Genomic DNA, 26,986 nt, shown 5'->3' on the forward strand with positions numbered 1-26,986 from the left:
GCTAGGCCTCCAGTCCGATGTCCGCCAGCAGCGCCTGCTGACGCGCCTTCGAGCGCTCGAGCGAGTCCTCGAAGCGCACGACCTTCTCCGAGATCTGCGACCAGATCGGCTGCAGCGTGCGGGCGGCGTTCTCCGCCGCCGCGTTCCACGTCGACAGCCACTGGCGCAGCTGCGCCTGGTTCGCCGCGCCGTGCTCGGCGTCGTCGGTGAGCATCCGGAACAGCACGCGCGCGCCGCGCTGCTCGCGGGCGGCGTCGGACTCTCCGGCGCCCATGATCGTCGGCGTGACGAAGTCGCCGTGCAGCGCCGCGACCTGCATCACGAAGCCCGACCGGAACAGCTCCCCCAGCATCGGCTCGAACACGACCGAGGTGGCGAACCACTGCTCGGCCCAGTCGCGGGTGGCGGTGAGCTGCTCGACGAACTCGCGCGTCGGCTGCCAGACCGGATCCTCCTGCCAGGTCTGCCGGTGGATCGAGCCGTCGAAGCCGTCGATCTCCTCGCTCAGCGCGAGGTTGTAGAGGATCAGGTCCTGCGCGAAGCGCAGCTTGTGGACGGCGCCGACCGCCATCGCGTTGTTGATCATGTTCGTCGGCGCGTCGCGCTGCGCGGGCGTGTAGACGTGCAGCCCGATGCCGTGCTCGGCGTGCGCCCACGCGAACACGTGCCGCTCGAGCACCTTCACCCACGCGGGGTCGAAGGCCGCGTACACGCCCGCGGTGCGGCCGTGCTCGATGTTCTGCGAGATCTGGCGGACGACGTTCGCGTTGTTGCGATAGATCGTCTGCTCCCACTCCTCGTTCGGGTCGAGGAACTGGTGCCAGTTCGAGGACTTGAGTGCGGTCCACTCCTGCGGGTAGCCGCCGACACCGTTCGCGAACTCGTACACCCAGCCCTGGGAGAGGTGGCGGGCGGGGTCGGGCTGGACGTCGACCGTGACGTCCTCATAGACCGTCGCGCGCCGCTTGCGCGGAGTGAAGTAGTTGTAGCTCCGGCTCTGCCAGGACGGGAACTCCTTGGCGCCCGCCTCGGCGTCCGTGAACGCAGGCTTGGGGACGCTGCGTTCCTTGACCTCTGTGGCCATCCGGCCTCCTCACTGGTCCGCGGTGGTGGTGAACTTGTCGTAGTAGATGTGCGCCTCGGGCACGCCCTTGGCCTCCAGCAGCGCGATGGCCGCCTCGACCATCGGCGGCGGGCCGCAGACGTAGGCGTCGACCTCGGCGATGTCGCCCTCCAGGCGGGAGACGACATCGGTGATCAGCCCGCACTCGCCCCTCCAGCCGTTGCTGTTCTCGCTGCAGGCGGGCACGAAGCCGCATTCGAGCGAGGCCAGCTCGTCCAGCTGGAACAGGTCGGCCTCGGTGCGCGCGCCGTAGTAGTAGGCCCGAGCGCGCTCGGACCCGCTCTCACGCAGGGAGCGCAGCAGGGAGAGGATCGGCGCCATGCCCGCGCCGCCGCCGATGAACAGCAGCCGGCGCGGGGAGCTGGGGCGCAGGGTGAAGACGCCGTAGGGGCCGGTGACGTTGAGCTCGTCCCCCGGCCGGATCGAGCCGTCCGCGAGCTGGCCGCTGAACCTGCCGCCCTCGTAGTGCTTGATCATGAACTCGAGCGTGTCCGGGTCCGTGTTGGCCATCGAGAACGAGCGGTGCAGCTCGGTGCCCGGGATCTGGATGTCCACGTACTGGCCGGGCTTGAACTCGAAGGGCTCGGACGGCTTGAGCGTGAGCGAGTAGATGTCGGAGGTGAGCTTGGCCACCGACACCACCGACGTGGAAATCGTCCGCGGCGGCACGCCACCGTGGATGATCTCCTCGTCGTAGTTGATGAGCTCGATCTCGAGGTCCGAGTAGGGGTGGGCGCGGCACAGCAGCGTCCACCCCTCGGCCTCCTCGAAGTCGGGGAGCGCGAACGTCGAGTAGCGGTCCAGATCGACCTCGCCGTCGAGGATGAACGACTTGCACGCCGAGCACTGACCCTCCTTGCAGCCGTGCATCAGCATGATGCCCTGCTGGAAGGCGGCGTTGAGGATGGTCTCTTCCTCGTCGACCTCGATCTCGATGCCGACGGGCTCGAAGCGCACGGTGTGCTTCATCGCTGATCCCTACGCGGCCGCCGGCCGCCCGGCCGGGCCTCCGCGCTTGTACTGGGCCATGTGGGCCTCACGCTCCTCCGGCGACATCTCGTTCAGCAGCACGTTCGGGCTGTTGAGCGTGATCCCGCGGACCTCGTCGAGCGTCCACATCTCCTTCGGGTCCAGGTTCAGGTGCGGCTGCGGGATCAGCGTGTGGCCGTCGTCGCGGACGTAGCCGAGCGAGTCCTGCATGATCTCGGCGAGGTCCTTGCCGTGGTGGAGCGTCTCCCACTCGCGCATGCCGCCCAGCCGGCCCATGCTCGGCGTGTCACGGCCCTCGTACTGCGGCCGGAAGGCGACCTTGTCGGTCCAGTGGCAGGTCTGCGAGCAGTACGTGCGCACCTGGCCGTCGACCTCGTCCATGACCGTGTCCTCGCGGATCAGGCACGGGACCATGCAGGTCCAGCAGCGGTGCGGGTACTGGTAGTTGGCCTCGGCCTCGAAGGCGATCGGCTTGTGGCCGTTCTTCTTGGAGAGCTCGGTGTACTTCTCCCACCAGCGGCCGTACTTGTCGTACCAGCCGGGGTACTTGAACTCGAACCACTCGAAGTCGGAGTCGTCCATCCCGTCGATCCGCCAGTAGTTGGCGAACCAGCCCGTGGCGAAGAACTGGGCGACCTCGTGGATGTAGCCCTTGTTCCAGATCCGGTTCCAGGACTCCTCGACCAGGTCGTGCGGGATCGTGAGGCCGTACTTCTCCAGCGGGACCAGGTAGGAGCGGTAGTAGTCGTCGTAGATCCAGCGCCGCCAGGCCTCCGCGTAGGACTCGCGGTCCTTGCGGCGGTCCTTGGTGCCGTACTCGATGAACGTGCCGATGGCGGCGTCCACGACGGCGTGGTTGTTCCACCATGCGTAGCGCAGATCGCGCTCGAGCAGCTGGCGGTTGCGCTCGTCGGCGAGCGCCATGAGGATGATCGAGTAGCCGTTGGAGATGTGGCGTGACTCGTCCGACTGGACGCTGTGGAAGACCGTCGGCAGCAGGTAGTCGCCGTTGGCCGCGGCCTCGCCCGGCATGGCGACGAACAGCACGTTGGTGAACGCGGTCTCGGCGACGATCGTCAGGTAGACGTTCGCGGCGGTGATCGCGTCACCGGTGATGAAGCCCTCGCCGAACTGGCGGCCGATCGTGCCGGCATAGCAGTTGGCGAAGCCCTTCTCGGTGAGGTCGAACCCGGCGGGGTCGATGTAGTGGTTCATGTACAGCCGCTTCAGGTTCATCTGAATCGTGCTGTGGCGGACCTCGTCGATCATCTGGATCGCGAGCCCGTTGTGGACCTCGGGGTTCGGCACCGCGTTGATGGCGAGCGGCATCGCCCGGGCGGCGCTGATCTCCGGGAACGGGATGATCGACAGGAACAGCTTCTGCCACTCCATCCAGCGCTCCTGGACCTGCCGGAACATGTTGCCCCGGATGGCGCCGTCCATCGCGCCGAAGACGCGGTTGTCCTTCTCCTCCTCCATCGGGAAGTAGGAGCGCAGGACCTGCTTGAGCGGGTCCTTCTTGGGCGCCTTCTCGAACGTGTAGTCGGTCGGGTACTTGTCGACCGGTTCCACGAAGGTGGGCTCCCAGGACAGCTCCTGGATCTTCTGATGGGCCTTTGTGATGCTGGCTCGGCTCAAGGCCGCCTCCTTTGGAAACGTCGTCCCTGGAGAGCAGTTACGTGGGCGTGTGGGCCGTGATCAAGTTCGGCCCGGATCTCGGCAGATCGTTGGAATCCGACGACGTCGCGGAGCGTCTCCTCGAGCTGCTCGCGTTCGTGGTCGAAGGCCCGCCTGGACATCGAGATGCCGACCGCGCCGAGGAAGCGGCGGTCGTGGTCGAGCACGGGCGCGGCCAGACAGCAGAAGTCGCGCTCGAACTCCTCGCGCTCCTGGGCGACGCCCGTGAGGCGGACCCGGCGCAGCTCCTCGTGCAGCGCGTCGGGCTCCGTGATGGTCGCGGCGGTGAAGCGTTTGAGGCCGGCGTGCGCGTAGGCGTCGACCGCGGATCGCGGGCCGAGCGCGAGCACGACCTTGCCCAGCGCCAGCGCGTGCGCGTTGTCGGCGATCTCCGGGCTCATCCCGGGCAGCTTCGGCATGCCCTGCAGGCCGCGCTCGAGCACGATCCGCAGCTCGTTGTCGCGCAGGACGGCCAGATAGGCCCGCTTGTGCGTACGCGCGAGGAGGTCGTCGACGACGCCGCTGAGATCGTGGCGGTCGGACTCCTCGGCCACCGTCTCCCGGAATGCGGGAGAGAGCCTGTAGACGCCGCCCGTGTGGCGCTCGGCGACGCCCTCGTCGCACAGCGAGGCGAGCAGGTTGTAGGCCGTGCTCGAGCTCTTGCCGAGCGTCTCGGCCACCTGGTCCGCGCGGATGCCGTCGGGGGCACGGGCCAGCAGCCACGTGACACGCAGTGCCGCGCGCGCGGTGCTGAGGCCCCGATGTGTACGGGTCGCCTGCATTCTCCTCCGCAGAGGAGTCCACCACCGGGGCGTTACATCAGCGCTGCACGAAGAGCAGAGACCCGGGCCGCCGCCAGCGGGCGCCGCGGGTCGCGGAACTCGAGGTGGGTGAGCAGCCGCTTCCAGGCGGCGAGATCGTCGTGCGCGACCTGCACGTACGCCCACAGCGCCTCGGGATCCTCCGCCGTCATGACGGCCTGGCGCAGCCAGTGCTCGACCCGCTCGCGCTCGCGCGTGACGCCGGGCGCCTCGCTGCTCGGCAGCAGCGGGCCCGGGTAGGCCTCAGCCGCCGCCCGCGTGTTGCCGGCGGCGAGCAGGCCCTCCACGCGGCGCACGTCGGACTCCACGTCGCAGGTGAGCCGGTAGCGCTCGGTGTCGATCCACGGGCCGAGGAGCTTGCGCAGCCGCGACACCTCGACCCGGACGGAGGACACGCTGCCGCCGTCCCCGTGCAGGTCCGCGCACAGGCGCTCCGCGCTCATGCCTTCCGGGTTCGCGCACAGCAGCGCGAGGATCTCCGCCAAGCGCGGCCGCAGCGTCGTGATCTGCTCGCCGGTGTCCAGCTCCGCTCGGTCGCGGCCGAGGAAGCGCAGCTTGACCAGCGGCTTGGAGACGGAGGTCACGCGCTTGGGCTCGAGCGCGTGCACGACGAACGCCTCCAGCGTCGGCGCGACCGGCTCGGCCACGGCGTGCGCGCCGGACGGCAGCGTCAGCTCGCCGCCGCCCGGCGGGATGACGAGCCGCCCGGTGAGCTTCCAGCCGCGCGGGACCGCGCCGATCGCGCGGCCCGTGGGCGTGACGAGCGCGCTGCGGTCCGGGCTGACCCGCCCGCCGTAGCGGGCCTGCAGGCGCGCGTCGCGTTCCTGCAGCGCGAGCTGGAGGCTGGCCTCGACGGCGCGCGCGGTGGCGGTCGCGACCGCGAGGCTGTGCGGATGGACGGTCTGCAGGTCGCCCGTGAGGTCGATCACGCCGATCACCTCGCCCGTGTCCGGGTCGTGGATCGGGCAGGCGCTGCACGTCCAGCGCTGGACGGGGTCGGAGAAGTGCTCGGGCCCGAAGACCTGGACGGCGTGGTCGAGCGCGAGCGCGGTGCCGATCGCGTTCGTGCCCGCACCGCCCTCGCTCCACAGCGTGCCCTCGGCGAAGTTCATGTCGCCGGCGGCCCGCAGGCGCACGTCCGCGCTGCCCTCGATGCTCATCAGCGTGCCGTCGGCGTCGCTGATCACGATCAGGTAGCCGGCCTCGTCGGCGATCGCGGACAGGCACTCGTGGATCAACGGCGAGGCCCGGTGCAGCGGGTGCTCGGAGTAGCGGTCGTGCGTCTCGCGCTCGTCGGCGACGATCGGGGCGAGGCGCCCGCCGGTGGGGTCCACACCCGCGGCACTGCTGCGGCGCCAGGAGTCCGTGATCGCCTCGCGCACGAGCGCCGGGTCGCCGTCGTCGTCCGCCATGAAGCGCTCCCACGCGAAGCGCAGCTCCTGTGCTCTTACCAGGGGCGTGGTGCCGGCGCTGACGGCGAGCCACGAATTTTCGCCCACGATGGTCAGGCTACAGGCGTTTTGCACATCCGTGGAAATCTCCAGGATGGCTGGAACGCGGGCAGGCTGGGTCGCCTGCTCGGTCCGCTCGGCTACGGTTGCGCAATCCCGCGCGCAGTCCTCGAGCTGATCGGCGTCGAGTACGCCTACACGCGCACGCCGGCGCTGCGCGGCGTCGAGCTGCACGTCGACGCGGGGGAGGTCGTGGCCGTGACCGGGCCCAGCGGGTGCGGGAAGTCCACGCTGCTGCACGTCGCGGCCGGGATCCTGCCCGCACAGCTCGGGGTGGTGCGGCTGCTCGGCTACGACCTGACCGCGCTGAGCGAGGCGCAGCGCGCGGCGCTGCGGCGGCGCGACGTCGGCGTCGTGCTGCAGTTCGGCCAGCTCGTTCCCGATCTGGCGGCGGTGGAGAACGTCGCGCTGCCGCTGCTGCTGGACGGGTGGGCGCGCGGGCGTGCGCTGCGCGCCGCCGCCGGGTGGCTGGACCGCGTGGGCATCGGGCAGGAGCGCGACACGCTCGCGGCCGAGCTCAGCGGCGGCGAGTCCCAGCGCGTGGCGGTCGCCCGGGCGCTGGTCACCGAGCCCGAGATCGTGTTCGCCGACGAGCCCACCGGCAGCCTCGACCAGGCCGGCGGGTTCGAGCTGCTCGAGCTGCTGGTCGGCGAGGCGGGGGAGGGCGGCGTGGCCGTCGTGATCGTCACGCACGATCGCGACGTGGCCGCCCGCGCGGATCGTGAGGTGCGGCTGCTCGACGGCCGCCTGGACATGGCGAGGTTGACGCGATGAAGGTGACGACCACCATCCGGCTGGCCCGGTCCGCGGCGGACGCGGAGCGGCGTCGGACCGCGATCATCGCCGGCTCGATCGCGCTCGCCGGGCAGCTGCTGCTGTTCGCGCTGCACGTCGCGCGCGGGTCGAGCGCCGACGGCCTGGTCAGCTACGTCACCGAGGACGACCTGCAGCTCGGCGTGATCGTCGGCGCGCTGCTGCTGATCGTTCCGGTGCTGGCGCTGACCGTGCAGGCGCTGCGGACCGCGTCGGTCGCGCGCGACCAGCGCCTGGCGGCGCTGCGCCTCGCCGGGGCGACGCCCGGCCAGCTGCGCGCGATCGCGGCCGCCCAGGCGGGCTGGGCCGCGGCGCTGGGCGCCGTGCTGGCCGCGCCCGCGTACCTGGTGTTCTGGATCGCCGCGGGCGTGCTCCCACCGTCGGGGGCCCGGCTCGTCGCCGTGCCGGATGCGGCCGACGTCGTCACTTGGCTCGCGCTGATCCCGGTGCTGACCGTCTGCGGCACGGGCGCGGGCGCGCTGTTGCGCGAGCGCGGCGGCGGGACCTCGGCGCGCCCGGGCGCCGCGAACGCGGCGGCGCTCATTGCGGGCGCGCTTCTGGTGGTGGTGAGCATGGCCAGCTACGTGGACTCCGAGAGCAACGTCGGGCTGCTGATCGCCATCGTCGGACTGCTCGTGTTCGCCTTCGCCGCCGGCCCCCGGCTCGTGCTCGCCGCCGCGCGGGCGCTCGAGCGCCGGCCGGACACCGAGTCGCTGCTCGCGGCGCGCCGGCTGCGGGCCGACCCGCGGACCGCGGGGCGCGTCGCGGCGGTGCTGATGGTGTGCGGCGTCGCGCTCGGCTTCCAGGCGCTGTACGCGTACGAGACGCTGAACTTCGAGTACGAGTGGGCGGCACAGGATCTCGGCTTCTACGTCGGTGGATTGGGGCTGTCGGTGGCCGTGGTCGTCGCCGGCGCCGCGGTGGCCGTCTTCTCGCTCGTGCTCAACGCGATCGAGCACCTCGTCGCCGCGCGTCGCCCGCTCGCCACGCTGGCCGTCTTCGGCCTCGACGAGCGCGGGCTCGGGCGCGTGCTGGTCCGCCAGCTGCTCGCCACGGTCGTGCCGGCCGTCGCGCTCGGCGCGGCGCTCGGCAACGTGGTCCTGTTCTCGCTCATCAGCGTGGCGATCGGCGCGTGGCCGCCGGCGGACGAGCTGCTCGGTCCGGCGCTGCTCGGGCTCGCGGCGGCCGTCGTCGCCGCGCTGCTCCTCGCACTCGTCGCGCGGCTCGCGGTCCGGCTGCTGCGCCCGCTCGTGCGCGCCGCTATCGCGCCCGAGAACCTTCGCGCGGCGTGACGAGCTCGTCGGCGCCCGTGGCGCCGGCGACCGCGTCGGCGCCCTCGAGGTCCGCGGGCGGGCGTGCGGACCCGCGCAGCGGCACCTCCTTCAGGCCCCAGGCGAGCAGGAACGCCAGCGCGGTCAGCACCGCGCCGACGAGAAACACGGGCTGCAGCGCAGCGACGAACGCGTGCAGGAAGTCGGTCTGAGCCTCGGTCGGAAGGCTGTGGACCTCGTCCGGGCTGATGCTCAGCCCGCCGCTGAAGCGGGACGCGATCGCGGGCGGGAACTGCGCGAGCTCGTTCGCGAGCCGGGCGGCGAAGACCGCGCCAAACAGCGCGACGCCGAGCGAGCCGCCCATCGAGCGGAAGAACGTCGCGGCACTGGTCGCGACCCCGATGTCCTTCGGCGGCGCGCAGTTCTGCACCGCGAGCACGAGCACCTGCATCGTCAAGCCGATCCCGATGCCGACGACCAGCATGTACACGGACGCGAGCCACGGGGGCGTGTCGACCTCCAGCCGCGAGAGCAGGAACATGCCGCACGCGGTGACGGCGCAGCCCGCGATCGGGAACGGCTTGTAGCGGCCGATCCGGCTGATCGTGCGGCCGCTGATGATCGATGCGCTGAGCAGCCCCGCCATCAGCGGCAGCATGCGCAGGCCCGAGGAAGTCGGCGAGACGCCGTAGACGAGCTGCAGGAACAGCGGGATGAACGTGATCGCGCCGAACATCGCCAGGCCGATCAGGAACCCCAGGGAGGACGCGACGCTGAAGACGACCGAGCGGAACAGGTTCAGCGGGATGATCGGCTCGTCCGCGCGTGACTCCTGCGCGATGAACAGCGCGACCAGCATCACGCCGGCGATCGCTAGGCCGATGATCGTCGGCGAGGCCCAGGCGTACTCGCTGCCGCCCCAGGTGGTGACGAGGATGATCGCGCTCACGCCCGCGGTCAGCAGCGTCGCGCCGAGGTAGTCGATCTTGTGGCGCGTGGCGGGCGTGTGCAGGCGCAGCCGGAAGACGATGATCGCGATCGCGATCACGCCGACCGGCAGGTTCACGTAGAACACCCAGCGCCAGGAGAGCGTGTCGACGAAGAAGCCGCCGAGCAGCGGGCCCGCGACGGACGCGACCGCGAACACGGAGCCGATCAGGCCCATGTAGCGGCCGCGGTCGCGCGGCGGGACGACGTCGGCGATGATCGCCTGTGCGCCGACCATCAGCCCGCCGGCGCCCAGCCCCTGCACGGCGCGGAACGCGATCAGCTCCGTCATCGACTGGCTGAGCCCGCTCAGCACCGACCCGATCAGGAAGATCACGATCGCGACCAGGAACACGGGCTTGCGCCCGTACATGTCGCCGAGCTTGCCGTACAGCGGCGTGGAGGCGGTGGTCGCGAGCAGGTAGGACGTGACCACCCAGGACAGGTGCTCGAGCCCGCCGAGCTCGCCGACGATCGTCGGCAACGCGGTCGACACGATCGTCTGGTCGAGCGCGGCGAGGAACATGCCGAGCATCAGCGCGGCGAACACCGGCACGAGCGCGCGGCCCGTGAGCGTGTTGTCGTGCGGGGAGGACGTGCCTGAAGAACTACCCAGGATCGGACTACGCCGTCTCAGCCATGTCCGGCGGGCCGTCGGCGGCGGCCTGCGGGTCCATCCACATGACCTGCCAGCCATGCCCTTCGAGGTCCCGGAACGCGCGGCTGTACATGAAGCCGTGGTCCTGGGCGGCGCCGTGCTCGGCGCCGCCTGCGGCCACCGCGGCGGCCACGGTCGCGTCGACGGCCTCGCGGGAATCGGCCGAGAGCGCGTACAACGCGGCGGTCGTGTTCTCGCGCGGGTCGAGGATGGCGGCGCCGTCCGTGAAGTCCGCGAAGTGCTCGTACGAGAGCCACATCACGAACGCGGAGTCGTTGAGCGCCATGCACGCGGACTGTGGCGAGGCGAACGCGGGGTTGAAGGCGAACCCGAGCGACGTGTAGAAGGCGGTGGTGGCCTCGATGTCCCGGACCGGGAGGTTGATGAAGATCATGCGGTTCATGGCGGCAAGGACGGGCCGCGTGCGCGAAACTCATCGGCCGTGCTGGAACTTTCTGCTGAACGCGCCCGGCTGCTGGATTTCGCCCGCGGGTCCGTGCACCCGGAGGGCGGCTTCGGGTGGCTGCGGGTGGACGGCTCGCTCGACCTGTCGCGCCGGCGCGAGCTGTGGATCAACACGCGCATGACGTACGTGTTCGCTCGCGCGGGGGAGACCGAGCTCGTCGAGCACGGCCTGGCGGCGCTGCGCGAGGACTTCCGGGACCCGGAGCACGGCGGCTGGTTCTCGGTCGCCGGCGAGCCGGGGGACAAGAAGGCCTACGAGCACGTGTTCGTCGTGCTCGCGGCGGCCGCCGCGGGCGACGCCGACCTGCTCGCCGAGGCGCTTGAGGTGCTCGAGACCCGCTTCTGGGAGGAGCGCTTCGGCGCGCTGGCCGACGTGTGCTCGCGCGACTGGAGCGCGGTCGAGCCCTATCGCGGCGCGAACGCGAACATGCACGGCGTCGAGGCGATGGTGGCGACCGGCGACCCGCTGTGGGTCGAGCGGGCCTCGCGCATCACGGAGCGGTTCGTCGGCGGCGTGCGGGTGATCGAGCACTACGACCCGAGCTGGCGCCCGCTCCCGCACTACAACCGCGACGACCCGGCGCACCCGTTCCGGCCCTACGGCTCGACGCCCGGCCACGGGTTCGAGTGGGCGCGGCTCGCCCACGGGCTCGGGTTCGAGGCGGAGGCGCAGCGGCTGTTCGCGGGCGCCGTCCACGACGGCTGGGACGGCTCAGGCTTCCTCTACACCGTCGACTTCGACGGGCGCCCGGTCGTGCGGGCCCGCTTGCACTGGGTGCTGTGCGAGGCGATCGCGGCGGCCGCCGTGCTCGGCGAGCGCGAGTTCGAGCGGGCGTGGTGGGAGCTGGCCGAGCAGCACTTCATCGACCGTGAGGGCGGCTCCTGGTGGCACGAGCTCGATACCGACAACCGTCCGGCGTCCACGATCTGGGACGGCAAGCCGGACGTCTACCACGCCCTGACCGCGGTTACGCAGGCACTTCCTTCTTGAGCTCAGAGCCCGGCGGCGGGGTCATCGCCGCCGCCGTGATCACGAGCGCGAACGCGGCCAGGCGGATCAGCAGCGCGCCCGGGTCCTCGGGCAGCGGCTCCTGGAACACGACCGGGCCGGCGGCGATCGTGAGCACGTTCGCGGTCGCGCTGGTGAGCGCGATCACCGGCACCACGGGCCCGAGCTGCAGCGACTTGGCGGAGATCAGCAGCGCGACCAGCGACCACACGACGATGATCACCGCGAACGGGTGGAAGATCGTGCTCAGGCCGAGGCCGTCGTGGCCGGTGAGCGCCTTGATCGTGATGTCGCTACCCGCCCACAGCAGGCCCGCGGCGACTGCCAGCGCCGGCCCGTTGGTGCCGTTGCGGAACGTGAGCACGACTGCGGCGACGGTGGTCGCGATCAGCGTGACGGCGAAGATCGCCGCGTCGTAGTCCGAGTGCGCCTCATCCGCCGTGCCCTCGAGCGTCGCGGCGAGGAAGGCCAGCCCTGCGGCCGTGAGGGCGACGCCGATCCATTCCCGCCGCGTGACCTTGTGCCCGAAGAAGCGGTCGGCCACGACCGTGATCAGCACCAGCCCGCCCGCGATCACGGATTGCACGAGGCTGATCGGCGCGAGCGCCAGCGCCGCGACGTGGAAGCCCCACGAGGTGGTCGCCACGACGCAGCCGAGCGTGTAGATCGGCGACTTGAACAGCTGGATGGAGCTGTGGATCGGGCGCTTGGCGTCCACCAGCGGCGCCTTGATCGCCCCCTTGTGCTTGAGGAAGAAGCCGACGATCGACCCGAGCGCGGTCAACACCGCGCACAACACACCCACCTGAACCGACAGAGGCACGGCGAGACAGGGTACGAGGCGGTCCGGATCAGGCCGGGTCGTCCGGCCAGCGGCCGTGCTCGGCGAAGTACTCGCGCGCGGACTCCTCCGCCTCGCGCTCCTCGTCGCCCTTCGCTCCGTAGCGGAACAGGACGTTGAGCAGCAGCAGGGCGAGGCCGGAGCCGACGAGCATCGCCCAGCCGTCCCAGCGGATGTCGTCGTCGACGGCGAACAGCACGACGAAGCCGGCGAGGACCAGCAGGGCGGGGAGGACGTAGCGCAGGAAGGTGAGGGCCATCAGTCGTCTTCACCGAACGCTAGCCGCTTCTTCAGAGCCGGCAGGTGCGGGATGACGAAGGCGGCGACCGCGAGGATCAGCAAGATGACCGTGAGCGGCCGCGAGAAGAAGACGGAGAAGTCATCGCCGGAGGCGGTCAGCGCGCGCCGGGCCTGCGTCTCCATCAGCGGCCCGAGGATGACCCCGAGGATCACGGGCGCGATCGGGAAGTCGAAGCGGCGCATGAAGAAGCCCATCACGCCGATCGCGTACATCACCAGCACCTCGACGACGCTCCCGCTGAGCGAGTAGACGCCGAGCGTGCCGAACACCAGGATGCCCGCGTACAGCAGCGCGCGCGGGATCTCGAGCACCTTCACCCACACGCGGATCAGCGGCAGGTTCAGCGCCAGCAGCATGATGTTGCCGACGTACAGCGACGCGATCAGCGTCCACACGAGCTCGCTGTTGGTCTCGAACAGCTCCGGCCCGGGCTGCAGGTTGAAGATCTGGAACGCGGCGAGCATGATCGCGGCGGTCGCGCTCGTCGGGATGCCCAGCGTCAGCAGCGGCACCAGCGTCCCGGAGAAGGACGCGTTGTTGGCCGCCTCCGGACCGGCGACCCCCTCGATCGCGCCCTCGCCCCACTCGCGGTCGGGCGCGAGCTTCTTCTCGGTCGCGTAGGACAGGAACGTCGGCACCTCGGCGCCGCCCGCGGGCAGCGCGCCGAACGGGAAGCCGATCCCGGCGCCGCGCACCCACGGCTTCCAGGAGCGCCGGAGGTCCTGCTTGGACAGCCACGACCCGCCCGGCTCGGTCGGCACCAGCTCGTCCGGCCGCGACCGCAGCTTGGCGGCCATGTGCAGCGCCTCGCCGACCGCGAACAGCCCGACGGCGACGATCACGATGTCGACGCCGTTGCCGAGCTGGTCGACGCTGAAGGTGAGCCGCGACTGGCCCGTCAGCTGGTCGATGCCGACGAAGCCGATCAGCAGCCCGACGCACAGCGACGCGAAGCCCCGAACCAGCGACGAGGACGTGAGCGCCGTGACCGACGCGAACGCCAGCAGCGTCAGCGCGAAGTAGTCCTCGGCGCGGAACTTGACCGCCAGCGACGCGACCGGATCGGCCACCAGCGTCAGCGCGACGATCCCGATCGTCCCGGCCACGAACGAGCCGATCGCCGCCGTGGCCAGCGCGGCGCGCCCGCGCCCGCGTCTGGCCATCTCGAACCCCTCGATGGCCGTCGCCACCGACGCCGACTCGCCCGGCGTGTTGAGCAGGATCGACGTCGTCGAGCCGCCGTACATGCCGCCCGCGTAGATGCCGGCGAACAGGATGAACGCGCCCACCGGGTCCTCGAAGTTGAACGTGATCGGCAGCAGCAGCGCGATCGTCAGCGCGGGCCCGATCCCCGGCAGCACACCGACCAGCGTCCCGAGCGTCACGCCCAGCGCGGCCAGCAGCAGGTTCTGCGGCGTCAGCACCGCGGCGAAGCCGTCCAGCAGGTTGGCGGCGAGCACGAGCACGTCAGAGGCCCCAGGGCCCGGTCGGCAGCTGCACGTTGAGCCACTCGGAGAACACGAACGACGTCACCACGCCCAGCGCGACGGCGATCGCGACGTCACGCACGGGCGAGCGCGAGCCGAGCAGCCACGTCGCCAGCCAGTAGAAGATCGCGGTCGCGAGCGCATAGCCGAGCAGGTCGAGCGCGAGCGCGTAGCCCACGAGCAGTGCGACCAGCAGCGCGGGCGTCGGCCAGTGCGTGCGCTCACCGGCCTCCGTCACGTGCGCCGCCAGCTTCTCGCCCGGCCGGACCAGGAACGCCAGCGCCAGCACCACGAGCGCCGCCGCCGAGACCGCGGGCGCGAGCCGCGGCCCGCTCGCCTGCCAGCCGTCGCCCACGCCCAGCGTGGCCACGAACGCGACGACGCCCAACGCCAGCAGCACGCCGCCGAAGACGCGTGCGCCGGTCACTTGCCGATGCCCAGATCCGCCACGACCTGCTGCACGCGCCGCTGCTCGCTCGCCACGAAGTCGTCGAGCTCGCGCCCCGTCTTGACGAACGGCTGCCAGTCGTAGCGCTCGACGTTCTCCTGCCACGCCGGCGACTCGAGCACCTTGGTCACGTACTCGGTGATCCGCTCGCGCTCGGCGTCCTCGAGCCCCGGCGGCGCGACCAGCATCCGCCAGTTGGTGAGCTCGAGGTCCACGCCCGCGTCCTTGATCGTCGGCGGCACCTTGCCGTCGACCTGCGCCTCCACCGGGGAGGACACGGCGAGCAGGCGCATCTTGCCCGCCTCGACCTGGTCGACGAATTCGCCCAGCCCGGAGATCCCGGCGTCCACCGAGCCGGAGAGGATCGCGGCGTTCGCTTCACCGCCGCCGGAGTGCGCGACGTAGCGCGTCCGCTTCGGGTCCACGCCGAGCACGCGGGCGATCTCGCCGAGCAGCAGCTGGTCAGCGCCGCCCGCGGACCCGCCCGCCACGCGCACCGACCCCGGATCGGCCTTCAGCGCCGCGGCGAGGTCCTCCATCGAGCGGTACTTCGAGTCGGCCGGGACGACGATCGCCTCGGCTTCGGTGATCAGCGTCGCGATCGGCGTCGTGCGCGTGATCGGCACGTCGGAGCCGTTGGTCTCGATCGCGCCGAGCATCACGAGCCCGGTCATCATCAGCTGGTACGGGTCGCCGCTCGACTTCGAGACCAGCTCGGAGAGCCCGAGCGTCCCGCCCGCGCCCTCGACGTTGAAGACCTCGACGCCCTTGTCGAGCCCCGCGTCGCGCGAGGCCTGCTGGAACGCGCGCGCGGTCGTGTCCCACCCGCCGCCCGGCGCGGCCGGCGCCATGATCTCGAGCTGGCGGGTCGGGTACGGCTGCGACGCGTCGTCGCCGCCCGAAGCTCCGCCGGGAGCGATGATCGCGACGAGCGCGAGAACGGCGAGCACGCCGCCGATGAGTGCCCTGGACCCCACCCAGGGGGTTCAGTACCCGCTACTCGAGGTTCCAGATCCCGCCGGCGATCGTCGGCACGACCTCGAGCGCGAGCTGGAAGCGCTCGGGCATCTTGTCGCCGGACCGCGGGAACAGCAGGCAACCCCTCCGGGAACGATTCGGCTCGATGAACACGATGTCGTCCAGGCCGTTCGAGCACTTGGCCTTCGCCTCGGTGTCCAGCGGCGTCGGCTTCTCGCCCGGGTACGTGATCGACGCCATCTCCATCGGTCGGTTGTACTGCGTCACACCCGTGCCCTCGAGCTTGATGTGGACGGCCATCAGGTCGTCGCCGACCGGCTCGACCTTGGTCGGCGTGACCTTGAACCGCACGCCGATCTCCGTGCCCGTGAGCTCGATCGGCTCGCCGAGCTTGGCCTCGGCGGGTTTGGGCGGCTGGTGGTACTCGGCCTCGGCGCTCCCGAGCTCGGTGTCCGCGTGGGTGTGCGCGCCGCCGTAGTACTCCTGGACGCCGGCGGAGTAGCCCGACAGATCGAGCTCGTGCTCGTTCCCCTGCTCCTCGGCTTCGGCGACGGGCACCGGCGTCGCGGCCTCCGGCGGCTGCGAGTCGGAACCGCCACAGCCCGCGAAGGCGGTGGCGAGCACGATGGCTGAAAGCAACTTGCGCATCTCTGACTCCTGGAATAGCAAGGGAGCGCCGGTCTGAGACCGGCGCTCCCCGTTTGACCCCCTAAAGCAAGAGGTCGACTACTGGCCTACGGCTGCGTCGTGCCCAGCGTGAACGTCAGCGTCTTCGAGTACGTGCCCGCACGCAGGACCTCGTTGACGGCGATCGCCTGACGGAGGCCGATCGTCGCCTGCACCGCGCCCGCGGTCGGGCCGTTGAACGTGAGCAGCGAGGTGGGCGTGCCGCTGATCGGCGAGAACGCGGACGCCGTGTTCGCCGGCGGCTGGCTCACGTTGACCTGCACCGGCTGCGACAGCGCGAACGTGCCGTTCACCAGGCGGCCGGGAGCGGCGGCGCTGGGGTCGTGGACCGTCAGCGCGGCGTTGCCGGCGGTGCTCACGATGTTGGCGAGGACCGTCTGGTCGTAGTTGCGCGCCGTGGCCGGCTGGAACGTGCCGAACGTGTTCGAGGCGCTCAGCGTGAGGTTGAGCACCGTGTCGACGTTGCCGCCGATCGGGAGCTCAGCCGGGCCTTCCAGGCTCGTGCCGTTCAGCAGGATCGACTCCGTCGCGTTGTCGGCGTTGGACTGGACGATCAGGCGGGCGACCGACTTGTAATCCGTCGTGGTCGGCTTGAAGCCGACGTTGACGAAGCACGTCGCGTTGGGAGCGAGGTCGGTGGCGAGGCAGGCGGCGCTGTCGACGACGGCGAAGTCGCCGGGACGCTCGCCCGGGAACTGGTACAGCTGGTTGTTCTGGTTGTTGTTGTTGGCCAGCGCGATGTTCGTGATGTCCAGCGGCGCGTCGCCCGTGTTCTTGATCGTGATCGGGACGACGTTCGAGGCGGCCGGGGTGCCGGCGGCGACGGACGGGAACGTGGTCGGCAGGCCGAGGACCGCCGGGACGATCGCCGAGCCACGGCCCTTGAAGTTGCGCAGGCTCGTGACCATCGTGGTCAGCGTGGCGTTGTCGTTCTCCTGCGAGTAGTACTGGACGCGGCCCTTGCCGGCGGCCAGGATCGGCCGGTAGTCGACCTCGCCCTCGCCGAAGGCGCTCGGGCTGCCGCCGCGGCTGTTCGGCGGGTTCTGGTTGGCCGGGTTGAACTCGGCGCCGACCCGCGTGCCGTCCTTGACGTGCATCAACTTGATGCGGTTGGCGTACTTGTTGATGAACGCCGCCGTCGCGGTGCCGGTGGCGTCGTCGAACGCGTCCGAGGACCAGAACGCGTCGACCTGGAAGGCCACGTAGCGCGCGTCGGTGCGCTCGATCATGATCTCCCAGGCGGTCTTGAGCGTCCCGTTGTCCATGTACTTGCGGTCGAACTCGGTCGTGTGGTTGTGCACGTAGACCGGGCCGACGCCGTTCTCGACGGAGTACTTGCCGAGGCGATCGAGGATCTGGGCGCTGCGCAGGATGCTGGCGTAGCTGTCGAGGTTCTCGCCGTCGGCCTGGCCGGAGCCCGTGCCGATGTAGTCGAGGCCGAGGATCTTGGCGGCGGCGACGCGGGCGGGCCACTGCGACTCGTTCAGCGAGCCGTGCCAGCCCGAGGCGTGCAGGCCGTGCTTGTCGAGCATCGCGCGGTACGCCTTCCAGCCGTACGGACCCTCGATCTCGTCGTTGGTCGGCAGGGACGGGTGGCCGTACAGCTCGATGTTGTCCAGGCCGTTGGCCGCGTAGTAGCCGTAGAGCGCGTCGAGGCGCTTCCACACGCACTCGTCGGAGGTCCCCGTGGCGCAGCTCGAGCCGTCGGCGGCGGGAGCGATCGTCAGCGCCGGCGGGTTGGCGCCGAGGCCGCCACCGTTGCCGATGAAGTTGCGGTGGCTAAAGGTCTGGATGCTCCCCTGGCCGGTCTGGACGCCGTCGCCGGTCTTCTCCGGGAACGTGGTCTGGGCCTGGGCGGTACCGGTGAGCGCCAACGCTCCGGTGGCCGCCAGAACGGCGCACGCGCGCGTGCGCCGAGAGATTCCCTTCATGTAGCTCCTCCTCTTTCTGGCCCCAAGCGACAGGAATGGAGCCAAATGACAACCCGGGTACCAACGCTAGCCGAAGTTTGGAACAAAAGTCAATCGACTTTTGCATTGTCTGACAACGAAAGCTAAACGTGTAGCCAGCCCCTCGCCTCAGTTCAGCGTCGCCACCGTCTCCCAGGACTTCCCCCCGTCCGAGGACTTCCGGATCTTGCCTCCGACCACGGCGACGAACAACTCATCTTTTCGTCCGTTGGCGGTGAATTCGCTCGGGAGGCCGCCGACGTCGCCGCGGTCGCTGAACGACTGCCCGCCGTCGGTACTGATGCGCAGCTTGCCGTTGCGGTCGAGGCTGTAGAGCGCGTCGCCCTTGGGCCAGGCGAGGCGGGCGCCGGAGGCGGGATCGCGCGGGCGCCACGAGCCGCCGACGTCGTTGGAGATGAACGTGCCCTGCTCGGTCGACACGGCCCAGCGCTGCGGGTCCGACGGGTCGACGACGACGTCGATCGGGAGCTGCGGCGGCGTGCTCTTGTTCCAGCTCTTGCCGCCGTCGCGGCTGGAGAGGATGTCCGGGGAGTCGACGCTGACGGCGATGATCAGGTCGTCGTAGACCTCGAACTCGTGGTAATCGGCCTCTGCGGTGCCCGGCACCGCCTCCCAGGTCTTGCCCAGATCGGTGGAGCGGACGATCGGCAGGTTCTCCGGCAGGTTGCCGCCCTGCGGGTGGCCGGACGCGAGCAGCTCGCCCGGCCCGGTGAAGCGCATGACCATGTTGCCCGACACCGTGCCCTCGCCCGCGGGCGTGGTGACCGTCCCCAGCACCCGCTCGCCCTCCTTCTCGCCCGGCCGGACGATGAACATGGCCGGGCCGGTGCCGACCATCAGCGTCCCGTCCTCCGGGTCGACCGTGATCGAGTTCACGGCCGGGCTGGAGCCGTCGTCGGGCGCCGGAGGCGGCGTGGTGGACACGGGCGCTTCGCTCGTCGGCGCTGCGGTCGCCTCGCTGGTCGCCTCGGCCGTGGGCTCCGGCGTGGGCTCGGGATCGCTCCCGCCGCACGCCATCAGGGCGAGGGCCACAACGAACGGAAGCGGTCTACTAAGGCGCACAGTTGAACCTCGCGCGGCCGGCGGCCATCTCGATTGCGCCCCTCAGGTGGGCGAGGAAGTCCGGCTCGGAGAAGGACTCCCGCGTGTGCCCCATCGCGGTGTACACCGAGCGGCCGCCATCGTAGCGATGGCACCAGGCGATCGGATGGTCCGCGCCCATCGTCCCGCCCTCGTAGGTGGACTCGTCGACGGTGGCCAGGATGTGCGCGGCGCCGCGCGGGTTGCGGTCGAACTCGTACCACTCGTCCGTGCGCGCCCAGGCGGCGGGAAGCGGCTTGGTCGCCGCGGAGGTGCGGTCCTCCACGCGCACGGTCGCGCGCGCCGTCCCGGGCGCGTGACGCGTGAAGCGCGCGCCCACGAGCCGCTCATACCACGCCCACTTCCCGCGTGTATCAGAGGCCGCGTGCACGCCGAGGTAGCCGCCGCCGGCCCTGATGTAGCGCTCGAACGCGCGCTGCTCGGCGCGCTCGGCGACCGGCGTGCCGGTCGTCGAGAGGAAGACCACGGCGTCGTAGCGGGCAAGGCCCTTGGCGGTGAACCGCCTGGACGTTCCGGTCGTATCCACAGATATCCGGTGAGAGCGGCCTAGCCTTTGTATGGCACGCACTCCGTCGGGTATGGACTCGTGACGGAAACCGGTCGTCTCTGTGAACACCAGCACACGAAGGCGCTCGGACGATTGGCTAGGCCGGGCCTCACTGCCGCAAGCGGACGCTAGCGTCAGGGCAACGGCCAGGAAAAGCATCCGTGACATCGCTACGCACCTAGCCAAAAGATTTGTTTTGCCGGGCAACGAACAGACTTGGTCTTGACATGCAGCATAAAGTGGACGCGATGAGTCGAGGAGAGGCACGGCGCTACGCTCGTCGTGTAGTGGAGGGTCCAGGTCATGAGTAGCCGGGTCGGCGTCTGGATGGTCGGTGGCCGCGGTTCGGTCGCCACCACCGCGCTCACGGGCGCGGCGGCCGTCGCTGCCGGTCTTGCCGAGCCTACGGGCATGGTGACCATGCGGCCCGACTTCGCCGAAGCGAGCATGCCCGAGCTCGGCGATCTGGTGTTCGGCGGGCACGACGTGGTGGAGACGCCGCTCGCGCTGCGCGCCGCTCGCCTGGTTGACGACGGCGTGCTGCCGGTCGGGCTGCCGAACGCGCTCGGCGCCGCCATCGAGGCCGCTGAGTCCGAGCAGCGCCCCGGCATCACGGGGCATGACGCGCGCACGGAGCCGCGCGCCGCGCTCGGGCGCATCGTGTCCGACCTGAGCTCGTTCAAGTCGCGCCACGACCTGCAGAAGGTCGTCGTGGTCAACGTCTCCTCGACGGAGGCGCCGGTCGACGCGCACCCCGCCCACCAGGACCCGGCGCTGCTGATGGACGCGCTGGACCGCGGCCTGGCCGTGCTGCCGCCGAGCGCGCTGTACGCGCTGGCGGCGATCGAGGTCGGCGCGGCGTTCGTGGACTTCACGCCTTCGGTCGGCGCGCGCCTGCCCGCCATCGAGGCGCTGGCCGAGGCGCACGAGGTGCCCGTGGCCGGCTCGGACGGCAAGACGGGCGAGACGTTCATGAAGTCCGTCCTCGCCCCGGCGCTCGGTGCGCGAAACCTGAAGGTCCGCTCCTGGGCGGGCTACAACATCCTCGGCGGCGGCGACGGCGCGGCGCTGGCCGACCCGGAGCGCGCGCAGTCCAAGCTCGACTCCAAGGGCAAGCTGCTCGAGGACATCCTGGGCTACCCGGTCGAGGCGCCCATCCGCATCGAGGACGTGCGCGACATGGGCGAGTGGAAGACCGCCTGGGACCACATCGTCTTCGAGGGCTTCCTCGGCGTGCGCATGAAGCTCCAGTTCACGTGGGAGGGCTGCGACTCCTCGCTGGCCGCCCCGCTGCTGCTGGACCTGATCCGGCTGATGGCGCTGGCGCTGGAGCGCGAGGAGCGCGGCGTGCTGAGCGAGCTCGCGTTCTTCTTCAAGGATCCGGCCGGCACGCGTGAGCACTCGCTGCACCGCCAGTACGAGATGCTCGAGCGCTGGGTACTCCAGCGGGTCGTCGCATAGGAATGGCTCTTCGCCGGCGGGCTCGCATCCAGCGCGCGGGGGACCTCGCCGAGCTGGTCCGGCTCCCGGCCGTGCTGTCGGTCCCGGGCGACGTGCTCGTCGGCGCCGCCGCCTCCGGGCAGCTCGGGAACGTCAGCCGCACCGCCGGGCTCGTCGGCTCCTCGTCGCTGATGTACCTGGCGGGAATGGCCCTCAACGACTACGCCGACCGTGAGATCGACGCGGTCGAGCGGCCCTCGCGGCCGATTCCGTCCGGCCGCGTCTCGCCCGAGCTGGCGCTGGGGGTCGCGGGCACGCTGACGGCGGCCTCGCTCGCGCTGGCCGTGGCCGCCGACGGGCGTCGTGCGCTGCCGGTCGCGTGGCCGCTGGCCGCCGCCGTGTGGGGCTACGACCTGTTCGGCAAGGACACGCCGGTCGCGTCGCTGTCCATGGCCGCGTGCCGTGGGCTGGACGTGATGATGGGCTCCGGCACGCAGGGCGCGGCCGCCGCGCTGCCCGCCGCCGCCGTCGTCACCGCGCACATCACGGTCGTGACCGAGGTCTCGCGCCAGGAGGTCACCGGCGGGGACGCGAGCGTGTCCAAGCGGGCGCTGGCCGGCACGGCCGCCGTCGCGGGCGTGAGCGCGCTGCTCGCCCAGCGGGCGCCGAAGCTCGCGCGCGTCGCGGGCGTTGGGCTCAGCGCGGCGTACGGCGCGTTCGTCGGGCGCGCCCACGTGGACGCGATCGAGCAGCCGACCCCGGCGCGGCTGCAGAAGTCGGTCGGCGCGGGGATCATGGGCCTGATGCCGCTGGAAGCGGGCCTGCTCGCCGGCTCTGGCTCGGTCGTGCCCGCCGCGGGCGTCGCCGCGCTGTTCCCACTGGCCCGCAAGATGGCGAAGAGGAGGAAAGTGACGTGAGCCTGCGCTTCGGATACGTCTCCAACGGGCTCTCGGACCACCGGCTCGAGGACGCGCTCGACCTGCTGTCCGAGAACGGCTACGGCGGGATCGCATTGACGCTCGACCACATTCACTTCGACCCGTTCGCGCCGCGCCTGCGCGCGCGTGCGCAACGCGTGCGCGCGGAGCTGGAGGAGCGCGGGATGACGTGTGTGGTGGAGACGGGCGCGCGGTTCGTGCTGGACCCGCGGCGCAAGCACTTCCCGACCCTGGTCAGCGACGGGCGTCAGAAGCGCGTCGACCTGCTGTGCACGGCGGTCGACGTCGCCGTCGAGCTCGGCTCGCCCGTGGTGTCCATGTGGAGCGGGTCGATCGCGGCCGACGAGTCGCCCGAGCGCGCCTGGGACCTGCTGGTCGAGGGCTGCGAGCGGGTGCTCGCGCACGCCTCCGACAACGGTGTGACGCTCGCGTTCGAGCCGGAGCCGGGGATGCTCGTGGAGCAGCTGTCGGACTACGAGGAGCTGCAGCGGCGGCTCGGGCACCCCGAGGCGCTCGGGCTGACGTTGGACATCGGCCACATCGTCTGCCTGGAGCCGATGTCGGTCACGGAGTGCGTCCGGCGCGGCGCGCCGACGCTGGCGCACGTGCACATCGAGGACATGCGCCGCGGCGTGCACGAGCACCTGATGTTCGGCGAGGGCGAGCTGGACCTCGACGAGAGCCTGAAGGTCTTGACGGAGATCGGGTACGAGGGCATGGTCGCGGTCGAGTTGTCGCGCCATTCCCACGCCGCGCACGAGACGGTGCCGGCGGCCAAGTCCGCGCTGCGCGCGGCCGAGCGTGAGGCGGTGCGATGAAGGATCTGACCGAGGCGTTGGAGGCGCGGGCGAAGCCCGAAGGCCTGGAGTGGCTGCGCGAGGCGAGCGCTGCGGTCGCGGCCGACGCGACCGTGCTGCGGACGCGGTTCGCGATGGTGGGGCGCAAGGTCGGGCGCGACCCGCTGGACCCGGGCGCCGACCCGGCCGACGTGTGGGCGTGGACCGTCGACGACGCCGCGCGCGTGCTCCTGCTCAAGGCCGCGGGTGAGCGTGCCGAGGGCGAGCTGGCCGAGCTGTACCGCTTCGGCGACGCCGCCGAGCGCCGCGGCGTGCTGCGCGCGCTGCCGTACCTGGACATCGGCGACCGCGGGCTGCCGCTGGTGGACGACGCCATCCGCACCAACGACACCCGCTTGATCGCCGCCGCGCTCGGCCCGTACGCGACCGAGCACCTGTCGGACGCCCAGTACGACCAGGCCGTGCTCAAGTGCGTGTTCGTGGGCGTGCCGATCACCGGGCTGGACGGCATCCCTTCGCGCGTGACGCCGGACGGCGCGCGCATGCTCGGCGCGTTCGTGCACGAGCGCGTGGCCGCCGGGCGCGACCTGCCGCCCGAGGTCTGGACCGTGATCGACAAGTACCCGCCCGCCGAGGAGATCGCCGCGATCGAGGCGGAGCTGCAGAGCCCCTTCGAGGATCGCCGCGCGGCTGCGGAGCGCGCACTGAGCTACAGGAGCCAACGAGTATGAGGATCTTCGACCCCCACGCGCACATGACGTCGCGCACGACCGACGACTACGAGGCGATGTACGCCTCGGGCGTGCGGGCGCTCGTCGAGCCGGCGTTCTGGCTCGGCCAGCCACGCACGTCGGTCGGGTCGTTCATCGACTACTTCAACTCGCTGCTGGGCTGGGAGCGCTTCCGCTCCGGTCAGTTCGGCATCCGCCACCACTGCACGATCGGCCTGAACCCGAAGGAAGCCAACGACGAGAACCTCGCGCGCGAGGTGATCGAGATCCTGCCGCGCTTCTTGGCCAAGGATGGCGTCGTCGCGGTCGGCGAGATCGGGTTCGACGCCATGACCAAGGCCGAGGAGTGGGCGCTGCTGGAGCAGCTCAAGCTCGCCGCCGAGTTCGAACTCCCGGTGCTCGTGCACACGCCGCACCGCGACAAGGCGCACGGCACCAAGCGCACGATCGAGCTCGTCACCGAGTCCGGCGTCAAGCCCGAGATGGTGGTCATCGACCACAACAACGAGCTCACGGTCAAGGAAGTCCTGGACTCCGGCTGCTGGGCGGGCTTCTCGATCTACCCGGGCACCAAGATGGACGAATACCGCATGGTGCGCGTCGCGCAGGAGCACGGCCTGGAGCGCGTGCTGGTGAACTCGGCCTGCGACTGGGGCGTCTCGGACCCGCTGAAGGTGCGCAAGACCGCCGACGCGATGGCCGAGGCCGGCTTCAGCTCCGACGACATCGACCGCCTCGTCTGGCGCAACCCGGTCGAGTTCTTCGGCCAGAGCGGCCAGCTGATCCTGGACGACATCGACTCGCCCGATCTGACCGCGACCTTCGAGGGCAGCGGCGTGCTGCGCGGTGAGCGGTAGTGAGGCTCCGCCACGCCGACGGCAGCCTGCTCCATCTCGCGTATTGCTCCAACGTCCATCCCGCTGACGATCTCGACGGCGTCTCCGCCCAGCTCGAGCGCTACACGGCGCGCGTGCGTGAGCGGTTGGACGTGCCGTCGCTCGGGATCGGACTGTGGGTGGCGGCGCCGGCGCTCGCCGACGTGGGCGCCGCGGACCGGCTCGCGGAGCAGCTGGATCGGTTGTCGCTGGAAGTGGTGACGCTGAACGGCTTCCCCTACAAGGCCTTCCACGCCGATGTGGTGAAGACCGACGTCTACTGGCCGCACTGGGCCGAGAAGCCGCGCCAGGACTACACGCTGGCGCTGGCGCGCCTGCTCGCGAAGCTGTTGCCGGACGACGTGCACGAGGGCTCGATCTCGACGCTGCCGCTGGGCTGGCGCGAGGGCTGGACGGCGGAGAACCAGGCGGCGTCGCTGCGGGCGCTCGCCGACCTCGCGAGCGAGCTCGAGGCGCTCGAGCGCGAGACGGGGAAGAAGATCCGGATCGCGATGGAGCCGGAGCCGGGGTGCACGATCGAGACCGTCGCGCAGGCGGCCGAGTCGCTGCGCGCCCTCGCGCCCGAGTGGATCGGCGTGTGCCTGGATTCCTGCCACCTCGCCGTGCAGTTCGAGACGGGGACCGGCGCGGTCGCCGCACTCGAGGAGGCCGGGTTGGCGGTCGTCAAGACGCAGGTGTCGAGCGCGCTGCGGGTGGACGATCCGGCGTCCGAGGAAGGGCGCGAGCTGCTCGCGCGCTTCGACGAGCCGAAGTTCCTGCACCAGACGCGCGAGATCGTCGACGCGCGCGTGCAGGGCACGGACGATCTGCCGGAGGCGCTCGAGGGCGCGCTCCCCGCGAAGGACCAGTGGCGCGTGCACTTCCACGTGCCGGTCAACACGTCCGAGCACACGACGCAGGATGAGCTGCTCGACACGCTCGGCGCGCTGGCGGGCGCGAACGCGCCCGTGACGCGCCACTACGAGGTCGAGACCTACACGTGGAGCGTCATGCGTGACGCGCCCACGGACGACGAAGGGCTCGTGGCCGGGCTGGCCTCCGAGCTCGAATGGACGCGCGACCGCCTGGTCGCGCTCGGAGCGGAGGTTCTCTGATGACGCTGGTGGTCGTGGACGCGGTGGGCCTGACACCGCGCGCCCTCAAGCACATGCCGCGCACGTCCAAGCTCGGCGCGGACGGCTTCTCGGCCGCCCTGGACCCGATCGTCCCGGCCGTCACCTGCTCGGTGCAGGCGTCGTTCGTGACCGGCAAGACGCCGGCCGACCACGGCATCGTCGGCAACGGCTGGTACTTCCGCGACCTCGGCGAAGTGTTCCTCTGGCGCCAGCACAACAAGCTCGTGCAGGGCGAGAAGGTGTGGGAGACGGCGCGCCGCGCCAAGAGCGACTTCCGCGTCGCGAACATCTGCTGGTGGTACGCGATGGGCGCCTCCACCGACCTGACGGTCACGCCGCGGCCGATCTATCACGCGGACGGCGCCAAGTCGCCGGACTGCTACACGTTTCCGCCGCAGCTGCACGACAACCTGGTCAACCCGCTCGGCGAGTTCCCGCTGTTCCAGTACTGGGGCCCGACGGCGAGCATCAAGTCGACCAAGTGGATCGCGGACGCCACGAAGATCGTGCTCGACAACGAGCGCCTGGACATGGCGCTCGTGTACCTGCCGCACCTGGACTACGACCACCAGCGGTTCGGCCCCGAGGGTCCGGAGGCGGCGAATGCGGCGCGCGAGCTCGACGAGGTCCTCGGCGACCTGATCGACCACTGCCGCCTGCGCGGCCACCAGATCGTCGTGCTCAGCGAGTACGGCATCACCGAGGCGCGCCGCCCGGTCGAGATCAACCGCGCGCTGCGCCGCGCCGGCCTTCTGAACGTGTACACGCAAACCGGGATGGAGTACCTGGACCCGTGGACCTCGCGCGCGTTCTGCGTATCCGACCACCAGATCGGGCACGTGTACGTCCCGAACGCCGCGGATCTGGACGCCGTGCGCGAGGTCGTCGCGAACCTGGACGGCGTGGGGCAGGTGCTCGAGGGCGAGTCGCTGGCCGCCGCCGGGCTCAACCACGAGCGCTCCGGCGAGCTCGTCGTGCTCGCCGAGCGCGACGCCTGGTTCACCTACCACTACTGGCTCGACAACGCGCGCGCTCCGGACTTCGGCCAGCAGGTGGAGATCCACCGCAAGCCGGGCTACGACCCCGCCGAGCTGTTCTGGGACCCGGACGACGAGAAGGGCGCGAAGATCCGCGGCGCGAAGGCGCTCGTGCGTAAGAAGGCCGGCTTCCGGTACGTGCTGAGCGTGGTCGGCCTGGACGCGTCCAAGTACGTCAAGGGCACGCACGGCCTGTTGCCGCCGGGCGACGAGGACGGGCCGGTGTTCCTGTGCAGCGAGACCTCGCACGCGCGTGACCGCGTCGCGGCCACCGACGTCCGCGATCTGCTGCTCGACCTCGCCGGCGTGCGCGAGAGCGTGCGCGCCGGCTAGCGCCGCGCACGGGC

General features: G+C 70.9%; 26 protein-coding genes. 10 read left to right on the top strand and 16 right to left on the bottom strand.

From position 1 onward, the window contains the following. Nucleotide 1: 1 nt before the first annotated feature. From OJ962_RS18810 to OJ962_RS18830, 5 genes are read right to left on the bottom strand one after another with little or no spacing between them, the layout of a single operon-like run. Entirely contained in the window at nucleotides 2-1,084 is a 1,083-nt protein-coding gene (locus tag OJ962_RS18810; protein WP_202952032.1) for an aromatic/alkene monooxygenase hydroxylase subunit beta, read from the bottom strand. A 9-nt stretch (nucleotides 1,085-1,093) separates the two neighbouring features. Next, complete coding sequence (locus OJ962_RS18815; RefSeq protein ID WP_202952033.1) at nucleotides 1,094-2,092, bottom strand: 2Fe-2S iron-sulfur cluster-binding protein; 999 nt, start codon at nucleotides 2,090-2,092, stop codon at nucleotides 1,094-1,096. 9 nt (nucleotides 2,093-2,101) lie between these two features. Beyond that, nucleotides 2,102-3,751 carry a ferritin family protein gene (locus OJ962_RS18820; RefSeq protein ID WP_202952034.1) on the bottom strand — a complete coding sequence of 550 codons (1,650 nt, stop codon included), beginning with the start codon at nucleotides 3,749-3,751 and terminating at the stop codon, nucleotides 2,102-2,104. Further along, entirely contained in the window at nucleotides 3,748-4,572 is an 825-nt protein-coding gene (locus tag OJ962_RS18825) for an IclR family transcriptional regulator (RefSeq protein WP_202952035.1), read from the bottom strand. Before OJ962_RS18825 ends, OJ962_RS18820 begins: the two co-directional genes overlap by 4 nt. Nucleotides 4,573-4,604: 32 nt before the next feature. Further along, complete coding sequence (locus OJ962_RS18830) at nucleotides 4,605-6,110, bottom strand: GAF domain-containing protein (RefSeq protein ID WP_238930935.1); 1,506 nt, start codon at nucleotides 6,108-6,110, stop codon at nucleotides 4,605-4,607. A gap of 105 nt (nucleotides 6,111-6,215) precedes the next feature. Here OJ962_RS18830 and OJ962_RS18835 point away from each other — a divergent pair, with 105 nt between their 5' ends. Next, nucleotides 6,216-6,896 carry an ABC transporter ATP-binding protein gene (locus tag OJ962_RS18835; protein WP_407697525.1) on the top strand — a complete coding sequence of 227 codons (681 nt, stop codon included), beginning with the start codon at nucleotides 6,216-6,218 and terminating at the stop codon, nucleotides 6,894-6,896. After that, nucleotides 6,893-8,227, top strand: coding sequence for a hypothetical protein (locus OJ962_RS18840; RefSeq protein WP_202952038.1), 1,335 nt, complete (start codon nucleotides 6,893-6,895; stop codon nucleotides 8,225-8,227). Before OJ962_RS18835 ends, OJ962_RS18840 begins: the two co-directional genes overlap by 4 nt. Here the strand turns inward: OJ962_RS18840 and OJ962_RS18845 are convergent. Continuing rightward, nucleotides 8,196-9,749: an MDR family MFS transporter gene (locus OJ962_RS18845; RefSeq protein ID WP_270006529.1), complete on the bottom strand. Its 1,554-nt coding sequence runs from the start codon at nucleotides 9,747-9,749 to the stop codon at nucleotides 8,196-8,198. The genes OJ962_RS18840 and OJ962_RS18845 overlap by 32 nt on opposite strands. A gap of 67 nt (nucleotides 9,750-9,816) precedes the next feature. Beyond that, entirely contained in the window at nucleotides 9,817-10,254 is a 438-nt protein-coding gene (locus tag OJ962_RS18850) for a VOC family protein (RefSeq protein ID WP_202952040.1), read from the bottom strand. Between the two features lie 39 nt (nucleotides 10,255-10,293). On the opposite strand from OJ962_RS18850, the gene OJ962_RS18855 reads away from it, so the two are divergent. Beyond that, the gene (locus tag OJ962_RS18855) at nucleotides 10,294-11,307 is read left to right on the top strand and encodes an AGE family epimerase/isomerase (RefSeq protein ID WP_202952041.1); all 1,014 of its coding nucleotides are present in this window, start codon (nucleotides 10,294-10,296) and stop codon (nucleotides 11,305-11,307) included. Here the strand turns inward: OJ962_RS18855 and OJ962_RS18860 are convergent. The 9 genes from OJ962_RS18860 to OJ962_RS18900 all read right to left on the bottom strand — a co-directional run bounded on the left by OJ962_RS18860 (nucleotide 11,285) and on the right by OJ962_RS18900 (nucleotide 19,853). Next, nucleotides 11,285-12,148, bottom strand: a complete 864-nt coding sequence (locus OJ962_RS18860; protein ID WP_202952042.1) for a DMT family protein — start codon at nucleotides 12,146-12,148, stop codon at nucleotides 11,285-11,287. The genes OJ962_RS18855 and OJ962_RS18860 overlap by 23 nt on opposite strands. 28 nt (nucleotides 12,149-12,176) lie before the next feature. Further along, on the bottom strand, nucleotides 12,177-12,425 hold the full coding sequence (locus OJ962_RS18865; RefSeq protein ID WP_202952043.1) for a hypothetical protein: 249 nt from the start codon (nucleotides 12,423-12,425) through the stop codon (nucleotides 12,177-12,179). Then, a complete protein-coding gene (locus OJ962_RS18870) occupies nucleotides 12,425-13,933 on the bottom strand; it encodes a tripartite tricarboxylate transporter permease (protein WP_270006530.1) in 1,509 nt (502 codons plus the stop codon). Before OJ962_RS18870 ends, OJ962_RS18865 begins: the two co-directional genes overlap by 1 nt. Before the next feature lies 1 nt (nucleotide 13,934). Beyond that, nucleotides 13,935-14,381: a tripartite tricarboxylate transporter TctB family protein gene (locus OJ962_RS18875; RefSeq protein WP_202952044.1), complete on the bottom strand. Its 447-nt coding sequence runs from the start codon at nucleotides 14,379-14,381 to the stop codon at nucleotides 13,935-13,937. Next, complete coding sequence (locus OJ962_RS18880) at nucleotides 14,378-15,352, bottom strand: Bug family tripartite tricarboxylate transporter substrate binding protein (protein WP_270006531.1); 975 nt, start codon at nucleotides 15,350-15,352, stop codon at nucleotides 14,378-14,380. The genes OJ962_RS18875 and OJ962_RS18880 overlap by 4 nt, the downstream gene beginning before the upstream one ends. Before the next feature lie 46 nt (nucleotides 15,353-15,398). Next, the gene (locus tag OJ962_RS18885) at nucleotides 15,399-16,028 is read right to left on the bottom strand and encodes a hypothetical protein (RefSeq protein WP_202952046.1); all 630 of its coding nucleotides are present in this window, start codon (nucleotides 16,026-16,028) and stop codon (nucleotides 15,399-15,401) included. Between the two features lie 86 nt (nucleotides 16,029-16,114). Beyond that, on the bottom strand, nucleotides 16,115-17,998 hold the full coding sequence (locus tag OJ962_RS18890; RefSeq protein ID WP_202952047.1) for a TIM barrel protein: 1,884 nt from the start codon (nucleotides 17,996-17,998) through the stop codon (nucleotides 16,115-16,117). A gap of 147 nt (nucleotides 17,999-18,145) precedes the next feature. Then, nucleotides 18,146-19,069 carry a sialidase family protein gene (locus OJ962_RS18895; RefSeq protein ID WP_202952048.1) on the bottom strand — a complete coding sequence of 308 codons (924 nt, stop codon included), beginning with the start codon at nucleotides 19,067-19,069 and terminating at the stop codon, nucleotides 18,146-18,148. A gap of 19 nt (nucleotides 19,070-19,088) precedes the next feature. Continuing rightward, the gene (locus OJ962_RS18900) at nucleotides 19,089-19,853 is read right to left on the bottom strand and encodes a ThuA domain-containing protein (RefSeq protein WP_322101337.1); all 765 of its coding nucleotides are present in this window, start codon (nucleotides 19,851-19,853) and stop codon (nucleotides 19,089-19,091) included. 135 nt (nucleotides 19,854-19,988) lie between these two features. Here OJ962_RS18900 and OJ962_RS18905 point away from each other — a divergent pair, with 135 nt between their 5' ends. The 7 genes from OJ962_RS18905 to OJ962_RS18935 are packed head-to-tail and all read left to right on the top strand — an operon-like array spanning nucleotide 19,989 to nucleotide 26,972. Beyond that, nucleotides 19,989-21,146, top strand: a complete 1,158-nt coding sequence (locus OJ962_RS18905; RefSeq protein WP_202952050.1) for an inositol-3-phosphate synthase — start codon at nucleotides 19,989-19,991, stop codon at nucleotides 21,144-21,146. 2 nt (nucleotides 21,147-21,148) lie between these two features. Continuing rightward, the gene (locus OJ962_RS18910; RefSeq protein WP_202952051.1) at nucleotides 21,149-22,042 is read left to right on the top strand and encodes an SCO3242 family prenyltransferase; all 894 of its coding nucleotides are present in this window, start codon (nucleotides 21,149-21,151) and stop codon (nucleotides 22,040-22,042) included. Beyond that, nucleotides 22,039-22,881 carry a sugar phosphate isomerase/epimerase family protein gene (locus OJ962_RS18915; RefSeq protein ID WP_202952052.1) on the top strand — a complete coding sequence of 281 codons (843 nt, stop codon included), beginning with the start codon at nucleotides 22,039-22,041 and terminating at the stop codon, nucleotides 22,879-22,881. Before OJ962_RS18910 ends, OJ962_RS18915 begins: the two co-directional genes overlap by 4 nt. After that, on the top strand, nucleotides 22,878-23,591 hold the full coding sequence (locus tag OJ962_RS18920; RefSeq protein WP_202952053.1) for an EboA domain-containing protein: 714 nt from the start codon (nucleotides 22,878-22,880) through the stop codon (nucleotides 23,589-23,591). The genes OJ962_RS18915 and OJ962_RS18920 overlap by 4 nt, the downstream gene beginning before the upstream one ends. Next, nucleotides 23,588-24,448, top strand: a complete 861-nt coding sequence (locus tag OJ962_RS18925; protein ID WP_202952054.1) for a TatD family hydrolase — start codon at nucleotides 23,588-23,590, stop codon at nucleotides 24,446-24,448. Before OJ962_RS18920 ends, OJ962_RS18925 begins: the two co-directional genes overlap by 4 nt. After that, nucleotides 24,448-25,581, top strand: coding sequence for a metabolite traffic protein EboE (gene eboE, locus OJ962_RS18930; protein ID WP_202952055.1), 1,134 nt, complete (start codon nucleotides 24,448-24,450; stop codon nucleotides 25,579-25,581). Before OJ962_RS18925 ends, eboE begins: the two co-directional genes overlap by 1 nt. Then, on the top strand, nucleotides 25,581-26,972 hold the full coding sequence (locus OJ962_RS18935; protein WP_202952056.1) for a nucleotide pyrophosphatase/phosphodiesterase family protein: 1,392 nt from the start codon (nucleotides 25,581-25,583) through the stop codon (nucleotides 26,970-26,972). Before eboE ends, OJ962_RS18935 begins: the two co-directional genes overlap by 1 nt. Nucleotides 26,973-26,986: the final 14 nt, after the last annotated feature.

It is taken from the genome of Solirubrobacter deserti (genome assembly GCF_027587175.1).
Lineage (GTDB): Bacteria > Actinomycetota > Thermoleophilia > Solirubrobacterales > Solirubrobacteraceae > Solirubrobacter > Solirubrobacter deserti.

Bases quoted from the DNA above. Each gene is read 5' to 3' on its own strand.
- OJ962_RS18825 (WP_202952035.1), bottom strand. From the start codon at position 4,572: ATGCAGGCGACCCGTACACATCGGGGCCTCAGCACCGCGCGCGCGGCA.
- OJ962_RS18890 (WP_202952047.1), bottom strand. From the start codon at position 17,998: ATGAAGGGAATCTCTCGGCGCACGCGCGCGTGCGCCGTTCTGGCGGCC.
- OJ962_RS18910 (WP_202952051.1), top strand. From the start codon at position 21,149: ATGGCTCTTCGCCGGCGGGCTCGCATCCAGCGCGCGGGGGACCTCGCC.
- OJ962_RS18900 (WP_322101337.1), bottom strand. From the start codon at position 19,853: ATGTCACGGATGCTTTTCCTGGCCGTTGCCCTGACGCTAGCGTCCGCT.
- OJ962_RS18905 (WP_202952050.1), top strand. From the start codon at position 19,989: ATGAGTAGCCGGGTCGGCGTCTGGATGGTCGGTGGCCGCGGTTCGGTC.
- OJ962_RS18925 (WP_202952054.1), top strand. From the start codon at position 23,588: ATGAGGATCTTCGACCCCCACGCGCACATGACGTCGCGCACGACCGAC.
- OJ962_RS18935 (WP_202952056.1), top strand. From the start codon at position 25,581: ATGACGCTGGTGGTCGTGGACGCGGTGGGCCTGACACCGCGCGCCCTC.
- OJ962_RS18815 (WP_202952033.1), bottom strand. From the start codon at position 2,092: ATGAAGCACACCGTGCGCTTCGAGCCCGTCGGCATCGAGATCGAGGTC.
- OJ962_RS18810 (WP_202952032.1), bottom strand. From the start codon at position 1,084: ATGGCCACAGAGGTCAAGGAACGCAGCGTCCCCAAGCCTGCGTTCACG.
- OJ962_RS18840 (WP_202952038.1), top strand. From the start codon at position 6,893: ATGAAGGTGACGACCACCATCCGGCTGGCCCGGTCCGCGGCGGACGCG.
- OJ962_RS18865 (WP_202952043.1), bottom strand. From the start codon at position 12,425: ATGGCCCTCACCTTCCTGCGCTACGTCCTCCCCGCCCTGCTGGTCCTC.
- OJ962_RS18850 (WP_202952040.1), bottom strand. From the start codon at position 10,254: ATGAACCGCATGATCTTCATCAACCTCCCGGTCCGGGACATCGAGGCC.
- OJ962_RS18885 (WP_202952046.1), bottom strand. From the start codon at position 16,028: ATGCGCAAGTTGCTTTCAGCCATCGTGCTCGCCACCGCCTTCGCGGGC.
- OJ962_RS18920 (WP_202952053.1), top strand. From the start codon at position 22,878: ATGAAGGATCTGACCGAGGCGTTGGAGGCGCGGGCGAAGCCCGAAGGC.